This window comes from Asticcacaulis endophyticus, from assembly GCF_014652575.1.
Taxonomy (GTDB): domain Bacteria; phylum Pseudomonadota; class Alphaproteobacteria; order Caulobacterales; family Caulobacteraceae; genus Asticcacaulis; species Asticcacaulis endophyticus.
Window position 1 is genome coordinate 1802148 of sequence record NZ_BMZB01000001.1, and the last position, 15079, is coordinate 1817226.

The 15079-nt window shown below is 57.8% G+C and carries 11 protein-coding genes; 8 read left to right on the forward strand and 3 right to left on the reverse strand.

Annotation, left to right across the window (positions count from 1 at the left end):
- The first annotated feature begins 88 nt into the window (after positions 1-88).
- From hutI to IE102_RS08120, 7 genes are all read left to right on the forward strand, one after another.
- On the forward strand, positions 89-1297 hold the full coding sequence (hutI, locus tag IE102_RS08090; RefSeq protein ID WP_189485875.1) for an imidazolonepropionase: 1209 nt from the start codon (positions 89-91) through the stop codon (positions 1295-1297).
- On the forward strand, positions 1278-2822 hold the full coding sequence (gene hutH / locus IE102_RS08095) for a histidine ammonia-lyase (RefSeq protein WP_189485876.1): 1545 nt from the start codon (positions 1278-1280) through the stop codon (positions 2820-2822). Before hutI ends, hutH begins: the two co-directional genes overlap by 20 nt.
- Positions 2819-3631: an N-formylglutamate deformylase gene (gene hutG / locus IE102_RS08100; protein ID WP_189485877.1), complete on the forward strand. Its 813-nt coding sequence runs from the start codon at positions 2819-2821 to the stop codon at positions 3629-3631. The genes hutH and hutG overlap by 4 nt, the downstream gene beginning before the upstream one ends.
- 12 nt (positions 3632-3643) lie before the next feature.
- Positions 3644-5323 (forward strand): urocanate hydratase, encoded by a 1680-nt coding sequence (gene hutU, locus IE102_RS08105; RefSeq protein ID WP_189485878.1) that lies wholly within the window; start codon positions 3644-3646, stop codon positions 5321-5323.
- The gene (locus IE102_RS08110) at positions 5320-5865 is read left to right on the forward strand and encodes a HutD/Ves family protein (RefSeq protein WP_229807625.1); all 546 of its coding nucleotides are present in this window, start codon (positions 5320-5322) and stop codon (positions 5863-5865) included. Before hutU ends, IE102_RS08110 begins: the two co-directional genes overlap by 4 nt.
- A 467-nt stretch (positions 5866-6332) precedes the next feature.
- A complete protein-coding gene (locus tag IE102_RS08115) occupies positions 6333-8645 on the forward strand; it encodes a TonB-dependent receptor (protein ID WP_189485879.1) in 2313 nt (770 codons plus the stop codon).
- A gap of 67 nt (positions 8646-8712) precedes the next feature.
- On the forward strand, positions 8713-11256 hold the full coding sequence (locus IE102_RS08120) for a M14 family metallopeptidase (RefSeq protein WP_189485880.1): 2544 nt from the start codon (positions 8713-8715) through the stop codon (positions 11254-11256).
- A gap of 123 nt (positions 11257-11379) precedes the next feature.
- On the opposite strand, the gene hutC is transcribed toward IE102_RS08120, so the two are convergent.
- The 3 genes from hutC to IE102_RS08135 form a co-directional block, all read right to left on the reverse strand.
- Positions 11380-12120, reverse strand: a complete 741-nt coding sequence (hutC, locus tag IE102_RS08125) for a histidine utilization transcriptional repressor HutC (RefSeq protein WP_189485881.1) — start codon at positions 12118-12120, stop codon at positions 11380-11382.
- A 116-nt stretch (positions 12121-12236) separates the two neighbouring features.
- Positions 12237-13112, reverse strand: coding sequence for an MBL fold metallo-hydrolase (locus IE102_RS08130; RefSeq protein WP_229807626.1), 876 nt, complete (start codon positions 13110-13112; stop codon positions 12237-12239).
- 44 nt (positions 13113-13156) lie between these two features.
- The gene (locus tag IE102_RS08135; RefSeq protein ID WP_189485883.1) at positions 13157-13837 is read right to left on the reverse strand and encodes a DsbA family protein; all 681 of its coding nucleotides are present in this window, start codon (positions 13835-13837) and stop codon (positions 13157-13159) included.
- Positions 13838-13956: 119 nt separating this feature from the next.
- On the opposite strand from IE102_RS08135, the gene IE102_RS08140 reads away from it, so the two are divergent.
- Positions 13957-14838, forward strand: a complete 882-nt coding sequence (locus tag IE102_RS08140) for a LysR family transcriptional regulator (RefSeq protein ID WP_229807627.1) — start codon at positions 13957-13959, stop codon at positions 14836-14838.
- Positions 14839-15079 lie beyond the last annotated feature (241 nt).

Below are 15079 nucleotides of genomic sequence, written 5' to 3' on the forward strand. Positions count from 1 at the left end.
CGCGCTTGCCAATGGATATGTCTATACATTATCAAAAATGTCTAGACTTATTTTCGTCATGGTTTCCTCCTGACACAGGCTGACTGTCATGCACTGCGATTGCCTCTGGAAAAATGCCCGTTTGCTGGTCACGCGACCGGATGAGACTGGCTTTGTCATCATTGACGGCGGCGTGGTGGCGGCGGCTGATGGGCGCATTGTCTATGCCGGGCCAGCGCGGGATAATCTGCAAACTGACAGGGTTTATGACGTTGGGGGGCGGCTGATCACGCCGGGTATTATTGATCCGCACACCCACCTTATCTACGGCGGCGACCGCGCCCATGAGTTCAAGCTGCGGCTTGAAGGGGCGTCCTATGAAGAGATCGCCCGCGCGGGCGGCGGGATCGTTTCGACCATGAAAGCGACCCGCGCGGCCAGTGAGGCGGAGCTGATCGCCCAGGCCTTGCCGCGGCTCGATGCGCTGTTGGCGGAGGGGGTATCAACCATTGAGATAAAGTCCGGTTATGGCCTGACGCTTGAGGATGAGCTTAAGATGCTGCGGGCGGCGCGGGCGTTAGAGCGTTTACGGTCGGTGCGTATCAAAACGACGTTTCTGGGTGCCCATGCCCTGCCGCCGGAATATGCCTGTCGCGCTGACGACTATATCACTGAAGTTTGCGAGGTCATGATCCCGGCTGTGGCCGTCGAAGGGCTGGCCGATGCGGTCGATGTATTTTGCGAAGGCATCGGATTTAGCCCCGCTCAGACCGAGCGGGTATTTCAGGCGGCGCGGGCGGAGGGTTTGCGCGTTAAACTCCATGCCGAGCAGCTATCGAACCTGAGCGGATCGGCACTGGCGGCGCGATATAGCGCCCTGTCGGCGGATCACCTTGAATACCTGGATGAGGCGGGCATCGCCGCCATGAAGGCGTCCGGCACGGTGGCGACCCTGCTGCCGGGGGCGTTTTATTTTGTGCGGGAAACAAAGCTGCCGCCGATTCAGGCTTTGCGCGACGCCCGCGTGCCGATGGCGCTGGCGACCGACTGTAATCCGGGCACGTCGCCGCTGACGTCGCTGCTGCTGGTCATGAACATGGCCGCGACCCTGTTTCGTATGACGGTCGATGAGTGCCTGCTGGGGGTGACGCTGCACGCGGCCCGTGCCTTGGGCCTGCACGCTGAAACCGGCAGTCTTGAAGCCGGAAAGGCCTGTGATCTGGCGATCTGGGACGTCGAGACGCCGGAACAACTGGTCTACCGCATCGGCTTTAATCCACTTTTCGCGCGCGTTTTCAATGGAGTACATTATGAGTGAGTTGGTTCTAGTCGCGGGCGCGGTATCATTAGCTGAGTGGCGGGCCATCTATCGCGGGGCGACGTTCCGGCTGGATGCGCAGTGCCTGCCCAAGGTCGCGGAAAGTGCCGCTGCTGTTAGCCGCATCCTCTCAAAAGGTGAGCCGGTCTACGGCATCAATACCGGCTTTGGTAAGCTGGCTTCGACGCGCATCGACGATGCGGACCTTGCGACCTTGCAGCGTAATATCATCCTCAGCCATGCTGCCGGGGTTGGCGCGCCGTCGCCCAAATCGGTGGTGCGCCTGATGATGGCGCTTAAGTTGGTCAGTCTGGCCCAGGGCGCCTCCGGCATTCGGCCTGAGACGCTGGAACTGATGCAGGCCATGCTCGATCACGACCTGATCCCGGTGGTGCCGTGTCAGGGCAGTGTGGGCGCGTCAGGCGATCTGGCACCTCTGTCGCATATGGCAGCCGCTATGATCGGGGTGGGCGATATAGACGCGTCCGGCGTGGTTATGTCCGCGATGGAGGCCCTGACCTCAGCCGGTCTGTCGCCGCTCACCCCCGGCCCGAAGGAGGGGCTTGCGCTGCTCAACGGCACGCAGTTTTCGACCGCCAACGCTCTGGCAGGTCTGTTTGAAGCCGAAGTTCTGATGCAGACGGCGCTGGTCACCGGGGCCTTATCGACCGAAGCGGCCAAGGGATCGGATGCGCCGTTTGATGCGCGCATCCACAATCTGCGCCGCCATAAGGGCCAGATCGACACAGCGGCGTCTTTGCGGGAGTTAATGAGCGGCTCGGCCATCCGCGCCTCCCACCTCAAGGGCGATGAGCGCGTACAAGACCCGTACTGTCTGCGCTGCCAGCCGCAGGTCATGGGCGCGATATTGGATATCCTGCGTCAGGCGGCGGTGACGCTCCTGACCGAAGCCAATGGCGTGACGGATAATCCGCTGATTTTCACGGACCCGGATGAGGCCCTGTCTGGCGGAAATTTCCACGCCGAGCCGGTCGCCTTCGCTGCTGACATGATCGCCATGGCGGTGTGTGAAATCGGGTCTCTGTCGGAACGCCGCATTGCAATGCTGGTTGATCCGGCGTTGTCAGGCTTACCCGCATTCTTGACACCGCGTCCGGGGCTCAATTCCGGCTTCATGATCCCGCAGGTTACGGCGGCGGCCCTTGTGTCGGAAAACAAGCAGCGCGCCTATCCGGCCAGCGTTGATTCTATACCGACCTCAGCCAATCAGGAGGATCACGTCTCCATGGCCGCCCACGGGGCGCGCCGATTGATGGAGATGTGCGAAAACGCCTTTGCCGTCATCGGGATTGAGCTTCTGGCGGCCGCGCAAGGGGTTGATTTCCACGCGCCGCTGACCTCATCTGAGGCTCTGGAGCGTGTGCGTGAACTCACCCGCCGGGCGGTGCCGTCGCTGGATCACGACCGCCATTTCCATCCGGATATGCAGAAGGCAATCACCCTGGTGCGCTCAGGCGCGATTGCCGCGGTGGCCGAACTTAAACTGCCGGATGTCGCGGCATGAGTGGCCTTGAAATCCATCGCGGCGACGCCCCGCTGATCGTCGCGTTTCCGCATACCGGCACGGAGATTCCGCCCGATATCGAAGCGCGTCTGGTTGATCCGTGGCGGGCGCGTAAGGATTGCGACTGGTGGATTGATCAGTTGTACAGCTTTGTGCGTGACATGGGGGCGACCACCGTCCGCACGGCGATGTCGCGCACAGTTATAGACGTGAACCGAGATCCGTCCGGCGCGTCGCTCTATCCGGGGCAGGCGACGACGGAGTTGTGTCCGACCACTACCTTTGATGGTGAGCCTCTGTATCGGCACGGCTGGGCACCGGATGAGACTGAAATCAGCCATCGCCGTACCGTTTGGTTTGATCCCTATCATGAAGCCCTTGAGGCCGAGATCGCGCGTCTGAAAGCGGTCCATGACACGGTTGTACTCTATGATGCGCACTCAATCCGCTCAAATGTACCGCGCCTGTTTGAAGGTGAACTGCCGCAGTTCAATATCGGCACAAATGACGACACCACCTGCGATCTGGCTTTAAGCAAAGCGGTAAAAAGCGTTTGTGAACAAAGCGGTTTCAGCCATGTCCTGAATGGCCGATTCAAGGGCGGCTGGACCACTCGCCACTATGGTCAGCCGCTTATTGGGGTACACGCCATCCAGATGGAACTGGCTTGTCGCGGCTATATGGATGAGCCGTCAACAGTTGATTTGGATAATTGGCCCACGCCCTTTGACGCAGACCGCGCCGGCGCTTTGCAAGCCCAGCTTTCTCATATTATCGCCGCCGTTCTGGCGTTCGCTGCCCGCAATTAAGGAGTACCCAAGATGAACCCGCACCCCACATTTCCGGGCAATGTCCGCGTTATCAAACCGTCCACCGGCACGCAACTATCCGCCAAAAGCTGGCTGACCGAAGCGCCCTTACGGATGCTGATGAACAACCTGCATCCCGATGTCGCTGAGCGCCCCGAAGATCTGGTGGTTTACGGTGGCATTGGCCGTGCCGCCCGCGATTGGGACAGCTACGACAAGATCGTCGAGACCCTCAAGCGTCTGGAAAATGATCAGACCTTATTAGTCCAGTCAGGCAAGCCGGTCGGTGTGTTCCAAACCCATGAAAATGCTCCACGCGTGCTGATCGCCAACTCTAATCTGGTGCCGAAATGGGCGAACTGGGAACACTTCAACGAACTCGATAAAAAGGGTTTGATGATGTACGGCCAGATGACGGCCGGATCGTGGATCTATATAGGTACGCAAGGCATCGTGCAGGGCACCTATGAGACCTTTGTCGAGATGGGCCGTCAGCATTATAACGGCTCATTGGCCGGTAAATGGCTGCTGACCGCAGGGCTGGGCGGCATGGGCGGGGCGCAACCTCTGGCGGCTGTCATGGCAGGGGCGTCATGTCTGGCCATCGAGTGTCAGGCGTCGCGCATCGATATGCGCCTGCGCACGGGATACCTTGATCGTTCGACCGAAAGCATTGATGAGGCGCTGGCGTGGATCGAAGAGTCGTGCACGGCCAAGACACCGATTTCGGTCGGCTTGCTCGGCAACGCTGCCGACATTCTGCCGGAATTATTTAAGCGCGGGGTGCGCCCTGATTTGCTGACCGATCAGACCTCGGCCCATGACCCGATCAACGGTTACCTGCCGTCGGGCTGGAGCGTGGATCAGTGGCAAACTGTACGCGAAACTGACCCGGAATCGGTTGCCAAGGCGGCTAAGGCGTCGATGGCCCAGCACGTTCGGGCCATGCTCGATTTCGCTAAGGCCGGTGTGCCGACGACCGACTATGGCAACAATATCCGTCAGGTCGCCAAGGACGAAGGTGTGGAGAATGCCTTTGATTTTCCTGGGTTTGTGCCGGCCTATATCCGTCCGCTGTTCTGCCGCGGAGTCGGGCCCTTCCGTTGGGTGGCCCTGTCGGGCGATCCTGAAGATATCTACAAAACCGACGCCAAGGTCAAAGAATTGCTGCCCGACAACGCGCACTTGCATAACTGGCTGGATATGGCGCGCGAGAAGATCAAGTTTCAGGGCCTGCCGGCGCGGATTTGCTGGGTCGGTCTGGGCGATCGTCATCGTCTGGGTCTGGCCTTCAATGAGATGGTCAAAAGCGGTGAACTGAAAGCGCCGATCGTCATTGGCCGTGACCACCTCGATTCGGGGTCGGTCGCGTCGCCTAACCGTGAGACCGAGGCCATGAAGGACGGATCGGACGCGGTGTCTGACTGGCCGCTGCTCAATGCGCTGCTGAATACGGCGTCCGGTGCGACCTGGGTGTCTTTGCACCACGGCGGCGGGGTCGGCATGGGCTATTCGCAGCATTCGGGCATGGTCATCGTCGCTGATGGCACCGAAGATGCGGCTCAGCGTCTGGGGCGAGTGTTGTGGAATGATCCGGCCACCGGCGTCATGCGTCACGCCGATGCCGGATACGATATTGCGCTTGATTGCGCCCGCGAAAAGGGTCTCGATTTGCCCGGCATATTGGGGTGATCCGCTATTTGCCCGCCAGCGCGCGCGTGCCTCAGCCGTGGAAAAACGGCGGCGGGGTCACGCGTGAGATCGCTGTGTCGCCTCCCGGTGCGTCCATGACCGATTTCGACTGGCGCATCAGCATGGCCACGGTGGATATCGCGGGGCCGTTTTCGGCCTTTGAGGGCATCGACCGGCATTTGACGGTGCTGGAAGGGTATTTACACCTGACGGTGGACGGCTATGCGCATCCGTTACAGGCCGAGCAGGGGCTGGCCTTTGCCGGTGATGTTCCGGCGCAGGGCGAGCCGCTAGGCGGGCCGGTCACTGATCTGAACGTCATGACCCAGCGGGGGCGGTTTATGGCCACGGTTACGGTTGTGGCACCGCAGGCGAGACTTACGCCCTTTGCCGGGGCGACGGTTTTGCTGGCCTGCGCGCCCACGGTCGTGTGCAGTCATAAGTTTAACATCTATGACGCGCTGTGGCTGGATGACTGGCCGACCGACGGTGCGGTGAACGGCGCGGGTAAGCTGATCCGCATCGATATTCTGAGCGTCTGAAATAACTATGTTTAGTCTCGAATAAGGGCCGCAGATTTCGATCTGCGGCCTTTTTTAGCGTACGTTTCACAGAACCTATTATGAGCGAGTTGAGTCATTTAGCCTCTGGGTTGAGCCGCGATGAGGTCACGGTTCCGCATTGTGAAAAAAATACGACGACGGTTTTCACTTATGTGTAATTAATTGTTGCAGTGCGTGACAATTGCAGTTCACGCAACTGTAAAAATATGAAATATCAGGTCATTGCATAAAATGACCCGTATTGTAATGAATTGAAAATAAATAATTTAATCCAAATTATGTATACATAATAAAGAATATTTGTTGCGATGGATACGGCTTCGCGGATGCGTAAAAAGAGTTGACGATGTCTGAATGTCGTTGTGAATATGTCTAGACATAATTTCTCACGCTGTCTGATCCGGTGATCAGTTCGGGGCTGTGGGAATCTGAAAGGGGATATTCAGATGGCGACCAACACGAAAGCGTTCCACGGTATGCGCGTCCAATCTTTACGTCTGGCCTTGCTGACCACTTCTATGATGGCGGCGGCAAGTTTCGCCTATGCTAATGACGCGGCTGATCCCGCAGATGCCGTTGCCGCAGATGAACCGGTCGCGGAAGTGGTGGTCACAGCCACCAAGCGTAACACCAAGCTTCAGAAAACCCCGATGGCGATTTCGGCGGTCACTGGTGATACCCTGGCCAAGGTTGGCGCCATGACCATGGACGAATATGTCAAGTTCGTGCCGTCGCTGAAAGTCTCCGATGACGGTCCTGGCCGTGGCCGGATCAGCCTTCGTGGTATTCAGGGCACTGGCGAAGCTCTGGTCGGCGTGTTCTACGACGAAGCCCCGATCACCGGTTCGGTCGGCGTGTCTTCGGATGCCGGTGGCCGTAACCCGGACACGACGGCGACCGACGTTGAGCGCATCGAGGTCCTGCGCGGCCCGCAAGGCACCATGTACGGCGGTTCAACCATGGGCGGCGCGGTTCGCATCATCATGAAAAAGCCGCGTCAGGTCTATGAAGGCTTTGTCTCCGGCAATTATTCCAGCGTTGACGGCGGCAAGGCTAATCATCAGTTATCGGCGATGGCCAACGTGCCGCTGATCGAGGATAAACTGGCGGCCCGTGTGGTGATGTATGAGCGTGAGCAGGGCGGCTGGATCGACAACCGCTACCTTGACCGCGAAGACATCAATAAAAGCACGACTAAGGGCGGGCGCCTGCTGCTGCGCTATACCCCGCTCGATAACCTGACCATCGATGCCGCGGCCTTTGTTCAGAGCACGGATGCCGTATCCAACAACAACTGGAACCCGGCCTACGGCGACTATGTGCAGGAATCAAAGCTGCTGCTGCCTTACGAAGAAGACACTAAGGTCTATTCGCTGTCGGCCAACTGGGATATCGGCGACTACACCATCACCGGGTCATCAAGCTATTTCGTAGCTAAGTCGATCTATGCGGCGGACGATACCTCCTATGTGGCCAGCTACCGCACACCGGCGCGCTGCTCGGCCTATCTGGGCGTGACCTGCGTGGCGGGCACCCAGCAATACACAGACTATCTGGCCTATGTGAATTCCTACTATCCGGCAGCGATCTATTACCCGGACGAAGTGCGCAACTGGACCAACGAAATCCGCGTCAGCTCCAACTATTCCGGCCCGATCAACTTCACGGCGGGTGTCTATTACGAAAACCGAGATCAGGACACGGTCGGTTCCGACGTTCTGGCCGATGAAGCCACGGGTGAGCTGATCAAGCCGATCAAGTTCATCTATCACCGCTATGTCGATGATCATCTGGAGCAAAAGGCGATATTTGGTGAAGTCAATTATGACGTAACCGATAAGTTGAAGGTCACTCTGGGCGGCCGTTACTTTGAGTATGAAAAGTCCGTGGGTGGTGAGACCGATGTGCCTTGGGATCTGATCGGCGCAACCTACCGTCCGTACTATGTGCGCCGGACCAAGGAAGACGGCACCCTGCTGAAGGTCAATGCCAGCTATGAATTCAATGATGATATCATGGCCTATGTGAACGTGGCCGAAGGCTATCGTCCCGGCGGCGTCAACCAGACCTTTGGCCTGCCGGATGCCCTTATCCCCTATGAGTCCGACAGTCTGACCAACTACGAAGCCGGTATCAAGACGGGCTGGTTCGACCGTGCCCTGTATGTCAACGCCGCGCTCTACATGGTTAAGTGGGAGAACATGCAGGTGTCGGGCCGTACCCCCAACGGTGCGTTCAGCTTCATCTCTAATGCCGGTGCGGCTGAGGTCAAGGGCTTTGAACTGGAATCAACCTGGACGCCACTTCCGGGCCTGACAATCAGCGGCAACTATAGCTACAATGACGCCCAACTGACCGAAGACCAGATCAATTCCTACGTGACTGCGGCTGGCCGAAAAGGCGATCGCATCACCTTCATCCCTAAGAACAAGGGCGCGATTTCGGCGGACTATAGCCGTCCGATCACCGCCTCGCTCAAGGGCTTCGTGCGCGGTGACGTCAACTATGTCGGCATTTCGTACTCGGAACTGTCGGTGGCCAATGTCTACCGCATGAAGAACCCGGCCTATACCCTTGCCAATCTGCGCGCCGGTTTCAGCCCGCTGGACGGCAACTGGGAAGCGTCGGTGTTCGTTCATAACCTGTTCGATCATGTCGCCATCACCCGCCTGACCAACTCTTCGACCACCCCGATTGGTGGTTCGGCGGTTTCGGCTCTGCCGCGCACCGTCGGCGTCAGCCTGACCAAGAAGTTCTGATCTGACTAAGGCCCGCACGATTTGAACCGTGCGGGCCTTGTTTATAAAAGTAAGAGGGATCTACAAAATGTTACAGCGGGTTAAACTCAAAACCTATGCGATGCTGGCTGCCTCCGTTCTGGCGCTGGCAACTGCCCCGATAGCGCTGGCAGACGTGCCGACCGCCGCCTCCGTAATCGGCTTTACGCCGGGCGATGACTATAAACTCGCCAACTATCAGGACTCGATCAAATATTTCAAAGCTCTGGCGGCCAGTTCCGACAGCATCAAAATGGTCGAGGCGGGCAAGTCGACCCAGGGCCGTGTCATGGAATATGCGGTGATTTCATCGCCCGCAAACCTGGCCAAGCTTGATCACTACATCGATATCTCCAAGAAGCTCAGCGGTGCCCGTGGTCTGACCGACGAACAGGCAAAATTACTTGCGAAAGACGGCAAGGTCATCATCCACATCGACGGCGGTATGCACGCTTCCGAAGTGGCCGATCACCAGTTGCCGCTGGCTCTGGCCTATAAGCTGTTGTCGTCACCGAACGACCCCGAAGTGCAGGCCATTCTTGACAACGTCATTCTGGTGCTGTGGCCAACGCTGAACCCTGATGGTCAGGACATGGTCGTTGACTGGTATCGCAAGAACCTCGGCACCAAGTATGAAACCAGCCGCATGCCCTATCTCTATCAGGATTATGTCGGTCACGATAACAACCGTGACGGCTATATGCTGAACATGAAGGAAAGCCGCGTCGCCACCAAAGCCGCGCGCGATTACGATCCGGTTATCTGGTACTCGCAGCACCAGGTCGCCCCGTTCCCGGCCCGTATCTGGATGCCGCCGTTCGCCGATCCGGTATCGTCGAATATCAGCCCCTATATGCGCATCTGGACCAGTGCCATCGGCACTAATATGATGGCCCGCTTTGAATTTGAGCAAAAGCCGGGTGCTATCGCTCAGGCGCGCTTTGACAACTGGTATGCCGGTTTCCTCGACTACACCCACGTCTTCCGCAATACGATCTCGTTCTTTACCGAAGTCGCCCATGATTCCGCCACGCCCAAGGTCTATGACCCCAAGGACTTCCCGAAGAAGACCCAGGATTTCAAAGCCCAGATCATGTATCCAAACCCGTGGAAGGGGGGACTGTGGCGCCTGAAAGACTCGGTCGATTACATGATGACCGCCTCGATGTCGGTGCTGGATACCGGGGTGCGCTACAAAGAAGTCCTGCTCTATAACCGCTATCAGGCCGGACGCGACAATATCAAAAAGTTCCCCTCGGAAGGGCTGCACGCTTACGTCATCCCGGCCGGTCAGACCGATATGGGTGAAGCCGCTGAACTGACGCAAAAGTTTATCGACCTTGGCGTCGAAGTTCATCAGGCGAAATCCGAAATTACCTTGGGCGGTAAGACCTATCCGGCGGGTTCGTTCGTGCTGTTGACCGATCAGCCGTTCTCCGGTCTTATCCCTGAATTGCTGGGTATCCAGAAATATCCAGACGCCATTCTGGCCGGTGACGGCACGGCGGCGGAACTGCCTTATGACACAACCGGCTGGACCCTGCCGCTGCAGATGGGGGTAACCGCTGAGGCGGTGAACGCTCCGGTGGGTACGGCAGAACGCGGCCAACTGGCCAAGATCACCACAGCTTCGGCTCCGGCGGGCGCTATCACCGGTAAGGGCAGTCGCTATGTCCTCAGCCGTAAGGTCAATGCGTCCTATGCCGCGACCAATGATGTCATTAAGGCGGGTGGAAAGCTGGCCTATGCCAAGTCGACCGGTGATTTCGTCGTCACGGGCCTCAAGCCTGCCGCCATGCAGACGATTGCCTCAAAGCATAAGCTGGCGGTCACGACCGCGGCGTTTGGCACCGGTACCGACTCGCTTAAGCCTGCCCGGATCGGCATGTATCGGCCGTGGGGTTCCAACATGGACGAAGGCTGGACGCGCTGGATTCTGGAGCAGTACAACTATGGCCTGACCAGTGTTTATAATGGCGATGTCAAGGCTGGCGCTTTGGATGATAAGTTCGACACGATCATCCTTCCGGACATGGGTGGCCGTCGCACCGGCGCGCTTAAGTCGCTCAAGGAGGGCCTGAGCGCCGAAGATACCCCCGCCGATTATGCGGGCGGTATTGGCGAAGAGGGGGCCGAGGCCCTCAAAGGCTTCGTGTCCGAAGGCGGCACCCTGGTGGTCATGAACAACACCTCCGATGCTATTATCGAGCTGTTCGACCTGCCGGTCACCAATGTGCTCAAGGACGTAAAGCCCGAAGTATTCTTCTGCGCCGGGGCCTTGCTTGAGGTCGAATTGGGCGAAGCGTCTGAGGTCACCGCCGGTCTGTCGGCCAAGCCGATCATCATGTTCCAGGGCGGTCCGGCCTTTGAGGTCAAGGACGGCTTTAAGGGCAAGGTGCTGGCGTCTTACGCTAAGGATGCAAGTCCGTTGCGCTCAGGCGTGATCCACGGCCCTGAAACCATTCAGGGCAAGGCAGCGGCCCTTGAGGTCGAATACGGTAAGGGCAAGATCCTGCTGTACGGCTTTGAACCGCAATGGCGCGGCCAGACCCATAATACCTATAAGTTCGTCTTCAACAGCTTTTATAAATAACTGAACTACAGGGAAAATAATCGCGAAGTAGACTAATCCTCAGTTAGTAAGCATAGCGTGTGAAGCGGCGGCCCTCAGAAGCGTGAGGGCCGCCGTTTTGCGTTTAATATGCCGTCAGATTACTTAGGCCTTTTCAACCTCGTCGCGGGTGGAGCGCGCGATCAGGCGATAGGTTTTGCTATCGAATATTTGCCGCACCGTCGTAATGCGTTCATCGGCACGCCATGTGCGCCGCTCAACCATCAGGCAGACCATCTTACGGTCGCCCCACAGGCGGCGGGCCGTGTCTGCATCGGCATTGATGGCGCTGATCTGGTTTTCCACCTGCGTCCACGGTACGGCCTCCAGCAACCAGTGACCGGGGGATTGCGCGCTGAAATCGGCATGTTCGGCTTCTGGTACGGCGCCCAGATTGATGAGGCGGTCTTCATGGCCCATAGGCCGCTCCGCCGCATAATGCACGCCGGTAAGGTGCAGGATGCGCCCGCCTTTGCCCGCCAGTTCTATCTCGTCCGGCCCGGAGGCGGTACGAACGGTTTTGGAGGTTAGTTCAAACCGATAGGTTTCACCACGCGCGGCCACCTCAATCTGGATGTCCGGTACATCCAGAACGGTCGAATCGACCCGCGGCAATTTAACGAAACTGCCCGCCCGCTTGCGCCGCTCAATCAATCCCTCAGCGCTCAGAGCCGACAAGGCCTGATTGACCGTCATGCGTGCACAGCCGTATGCCTGCATCAATTCGTGCTCAAACGGGATTTTGTGGCCCGGACGTAAGGTGCCGTCGTTGATCTGCGCTTCGATATCCTGACGGATGCGCAGGTGAAGCGGACGCTTGTCGGCTGTTGGGTTATCGGTAGTCATCTATACAGCCGTTCCGGAGGGTAAATCAGACAATAGATGTAAAGGGCCCACCGAATTGAGTAAAGGACTTGTGTGCATTGACAACTGCCTGATCGCCGTCAATTAATTTCACCATATCAGCCCCACTTCATTTCGCCGAGCGCGACCTTGGCGCCGATCGAAAGGGCGATCCCCATGCCGGCTTGTGGATAGCGCTGGGTCATCGCTTCGATCAGGGTAGCACTATCCTTGGCCTTGGCCAGTTCGTCTTCGAAGGCGAGGAGATAGGTACGGGTATAGTCTATTGCAGAACCATCAAGGGCGACGCCGGGCATCATATGGCCGGGGACGACCACCTTCGGGTTACGCGCGGCCATCTCTTCCAAAGTCTTCACCCAGGCGGCCCGGCCCTCCGCCGTCGCCGTATCAGCGGTCCAGACGTGAACGCCGCTGAAGATAAGGACTCCGCCAAAAATGGCCTCCAACGAGGGTACCCAAAGGTAGCGACGATTGGCCAGCCCTTTGGCCGCAACGATCTCGATCGTCTTACCTTCCAAAGTCAGGTGCGACGCGTCCGAAACTTCGGGGATTACAACATCCGTCAGAGTTTGCGGGCCGTTTTCCTTCAATTGCGGTCCCCAGGTATCCAGCTTCTTCTGGACGCTGGCCTTGATCGCCGCAACCGTATCGCTGGCGGCAACTACCTTGGCCTTGGGGAAGCTTTTGTGGATAGGACCGAGGCTGAAATAATAGTCAGGGTCGCTTTGGCTGATATAGATGGTCTTCAGGGTCTTGCCCGACGCGGTGATTTCAGAGGCCAATGCCTGCCCATCGGGGAGGGTAAAGCCGCCGTCGATGAGAATCGCGTCGTGTTGTCCGGTAATCAGAACCGGGGCCCGAAAGAAGCCGTTTTCACCCGCGGGGAATGATTTCCAGGTCAGGGGCGTGGCGGCCGAGGAGGGCTCGGCCGATGCGAAGACGGCGGCTGATCCGGTTGCGAGGATGGATTTCATGGTTTGTCTCCGATTTAACATTGTTAAGAGCTCCTTGGGGTGATTTAGAGATAGAGAACGTTTAAACTTTCCGCAGCGCGATCCGATGCCGCGCCCTCGCGCGTCAATTCGGTGACCAATGCCTCTAGTCCACCAAACAAGGCACTGGTCAGGACAGGATAACGCTTGCCATCGCGCTCGATGATCAGAGCGGGCACGCCGGTCGCGTTAAACTCGTGCATCAAGGACTGAGCCTTATCGATACGCTGGCGGTTGGCGAGGACGAGGGCTTCGTCCGGTGCGAGAAGAGCGTTGGCCGCTGTAGTGAGGCCCAAGCTTGCCAATATGTCTGACAGGACCGGTAGGGACGAAACGTCACGGCCCTCCACATAGCGTGCTGTCTGGATGGCCTTTAGCGCGTCACGCTCACGATCTGGCTGCGTAATGTTGGCGGCGGTTAAGGCCAGGGTGGCTGGACCGGAATCGAACATCTGTGCAAAGTTTTCCAGCACATTGTTGCGATAGTCGTCGCTGAACGTCTGGTCCGTCAGGCGGGCAATACGTTGGTCGTTCGACCAGGCATAGGCCGAGAAAGACCGATCCATGGGACGCGCACCCGAACCTGAAAACAGCCCTGTGGGTGCCAGTTCGATGACTGCGCCTGAAATGCCAGCCAGTTTATCAAGTGCGGGCGAGGCGCCGTAGCACCAGCCGCACAGGGGGTCGAAGAGATAGGTGATCAGCATGATACGTCCTCAACTTGTTTACAGGCTGTAAGATACCAGAGAAGACTTCGCGCTATAATAGGGATCAATCTTTACATACTGTCTGTTTTTGACATACAATCTCCACTCAGGAGACAGGCGTGGCCAAGCATATGAATCTCAATCGGCTGGCCTATTTTACAGCCGTTGTTGAAACCCAATCTTTCACGGCCGCGGCCGCGAGGCTCGGCACAACAAAGGCCGTCGTCAGCCAGCAGGTGGCTAGGCTTGAAGAAGAGCTTGGTACAAGCTTGTTGATCCGAACGACACGCCATGTTCGCGCCACGGAAACTGGCATGGGCTTCTATGCGCGGTGCGTGATCATCCTTCGCGAAGCCGAAGACGCCTTTGATGCCATGGCTGAAGGTGCAACCCTTCCATCAGGTATTCTGCGTCTGACTGTGCCCTTTGACTATGGCATTTCGGTTATCGTGCCAAAGGTTGCGGCTTTCACTGCGCGTTACCCTGGTTGTGAGGTCGACCTTTCATTAAAGGATGAAGCGGTGGATCTGATCTCAGGTCACATCGATATGGCCATTCGTGTGGGCTGGCTGACCGATTCCAGTCTGCAGGCCCGCCGGATTGGTGCGTTCAAGCAGATCCTCGTGGCAGGTTCGCAAATGGCACTTGTCGTCTCTGGCCTTAAGTCGCCGGAAGCTTTGGAAGCGTTGCCGTTTATTGCCAACGGTGCCTTGCGCCATCCTCTGCAGTGGAGTTTCTCCCGCGGCGAAATCGACCGCAAATCCGCCAGGCTCCATGCCGCGATTACGATAGATGCAACGCTCGCCGTTTTGGCGGCCGTTCGGGCTGGTGCTGGCCTTTCCGTGTTGCCCGACTATGTTGCAAACCCGATGATCGCGTCGGGAGAACTTATTCATGTCCTGCCGGAATGGGAACTTCCGTCAGGCGGGATATTCGTAGTCTTCCCCGCCGCCAGATACAGGCCCGCGAATGTTCGCGCCTTTGTCGATATGCTGCTCTAACACCCGAGTTAACGGCGAACCGCGTCAGTGCTCATATTGATCCGGTTAGATTTTTGTTTTCATTCGGTATGTGGCTCGGTGGTTGTGGGCTCCCGCACCCACCGAAACCGACATAACGTCAGAACTTTCTAATGCCGGTGTTCTTCGGCTTCTGCGTGCCCTTGATCCTCCGGCATTGTCCCAGAACTAAGCTTATGAGCTGGCGGTTTCGAGCTAACTAACTCTCGTATTATTGCGACGC

What these genes read in the sequence shown, in the direction of transcription:
- IE102_RS08115 (WP_189485879.1), top strand. Translation starts at nt 6,333, where the DNA reads ATGGCGACCAACACGAAAGCGTTCCACGGTATGCGCGTCCAATCTTTA.
- IE102_RS08130 (WP_229807626.1), bottom strand. Translation starts at nt 13,112, where the DNA reads ATGAAATCCATCCTCGCAACCGGATCAGCCGCCGTCTTCGCATCGGCC.
- hutH (WP_189485876.1), top strand. Translation starts at nt 1,278, where the DNA reads ATGGAGTACATTATGAGTGAGTTGGTTCTAGTCGCGGGCGCGGTATCA.
- hutG (WP_189485877.1), top strand. Translation starts at nt 2,819, where the DNA reads ATGAGTGGCCTTGAAATCCATCGCGGCGACGCCCCGCTGATCGTCGCG.
- hutI (WP_189485875.1), top strand. Translation starts at nt 89, where the DNA reads ATGCACTGCGATTGCCTCTGGAAAAATGCCCGTTTGCTGGTCACGCGA.
- hutU (WP_189485878.1), top strand. Translation starts at nt 3,644, where the DNA reads ATGAACCCGCACCCCACATTTCCGGGCAATGTCCGCGTTATCAAACCG.
- IE102_RS08135 (WP_189485883.1), bottom strand. Translation starts at nt 13,837, where the DNA reads ATGCTGATCACCTATCTCTTCGACCCCCTGTGCGGCTGGTGCTACGGC.
- hutC (WP_189485881.1), bottom strand. Translation starts at nt 12,120, where the DNA reads ATGACTACCGATAACCCAACAGCCGACAAGCGTCCGCTTCACCTGCGC.
- IE102_RS08120 (WP_189485880.1), top strand. Translation starts at nt 8,713, where the DNA reads ATGTTACAGCGGGTTAAACTCAAAACCTATGCGATGCTGGCTGCCTCC.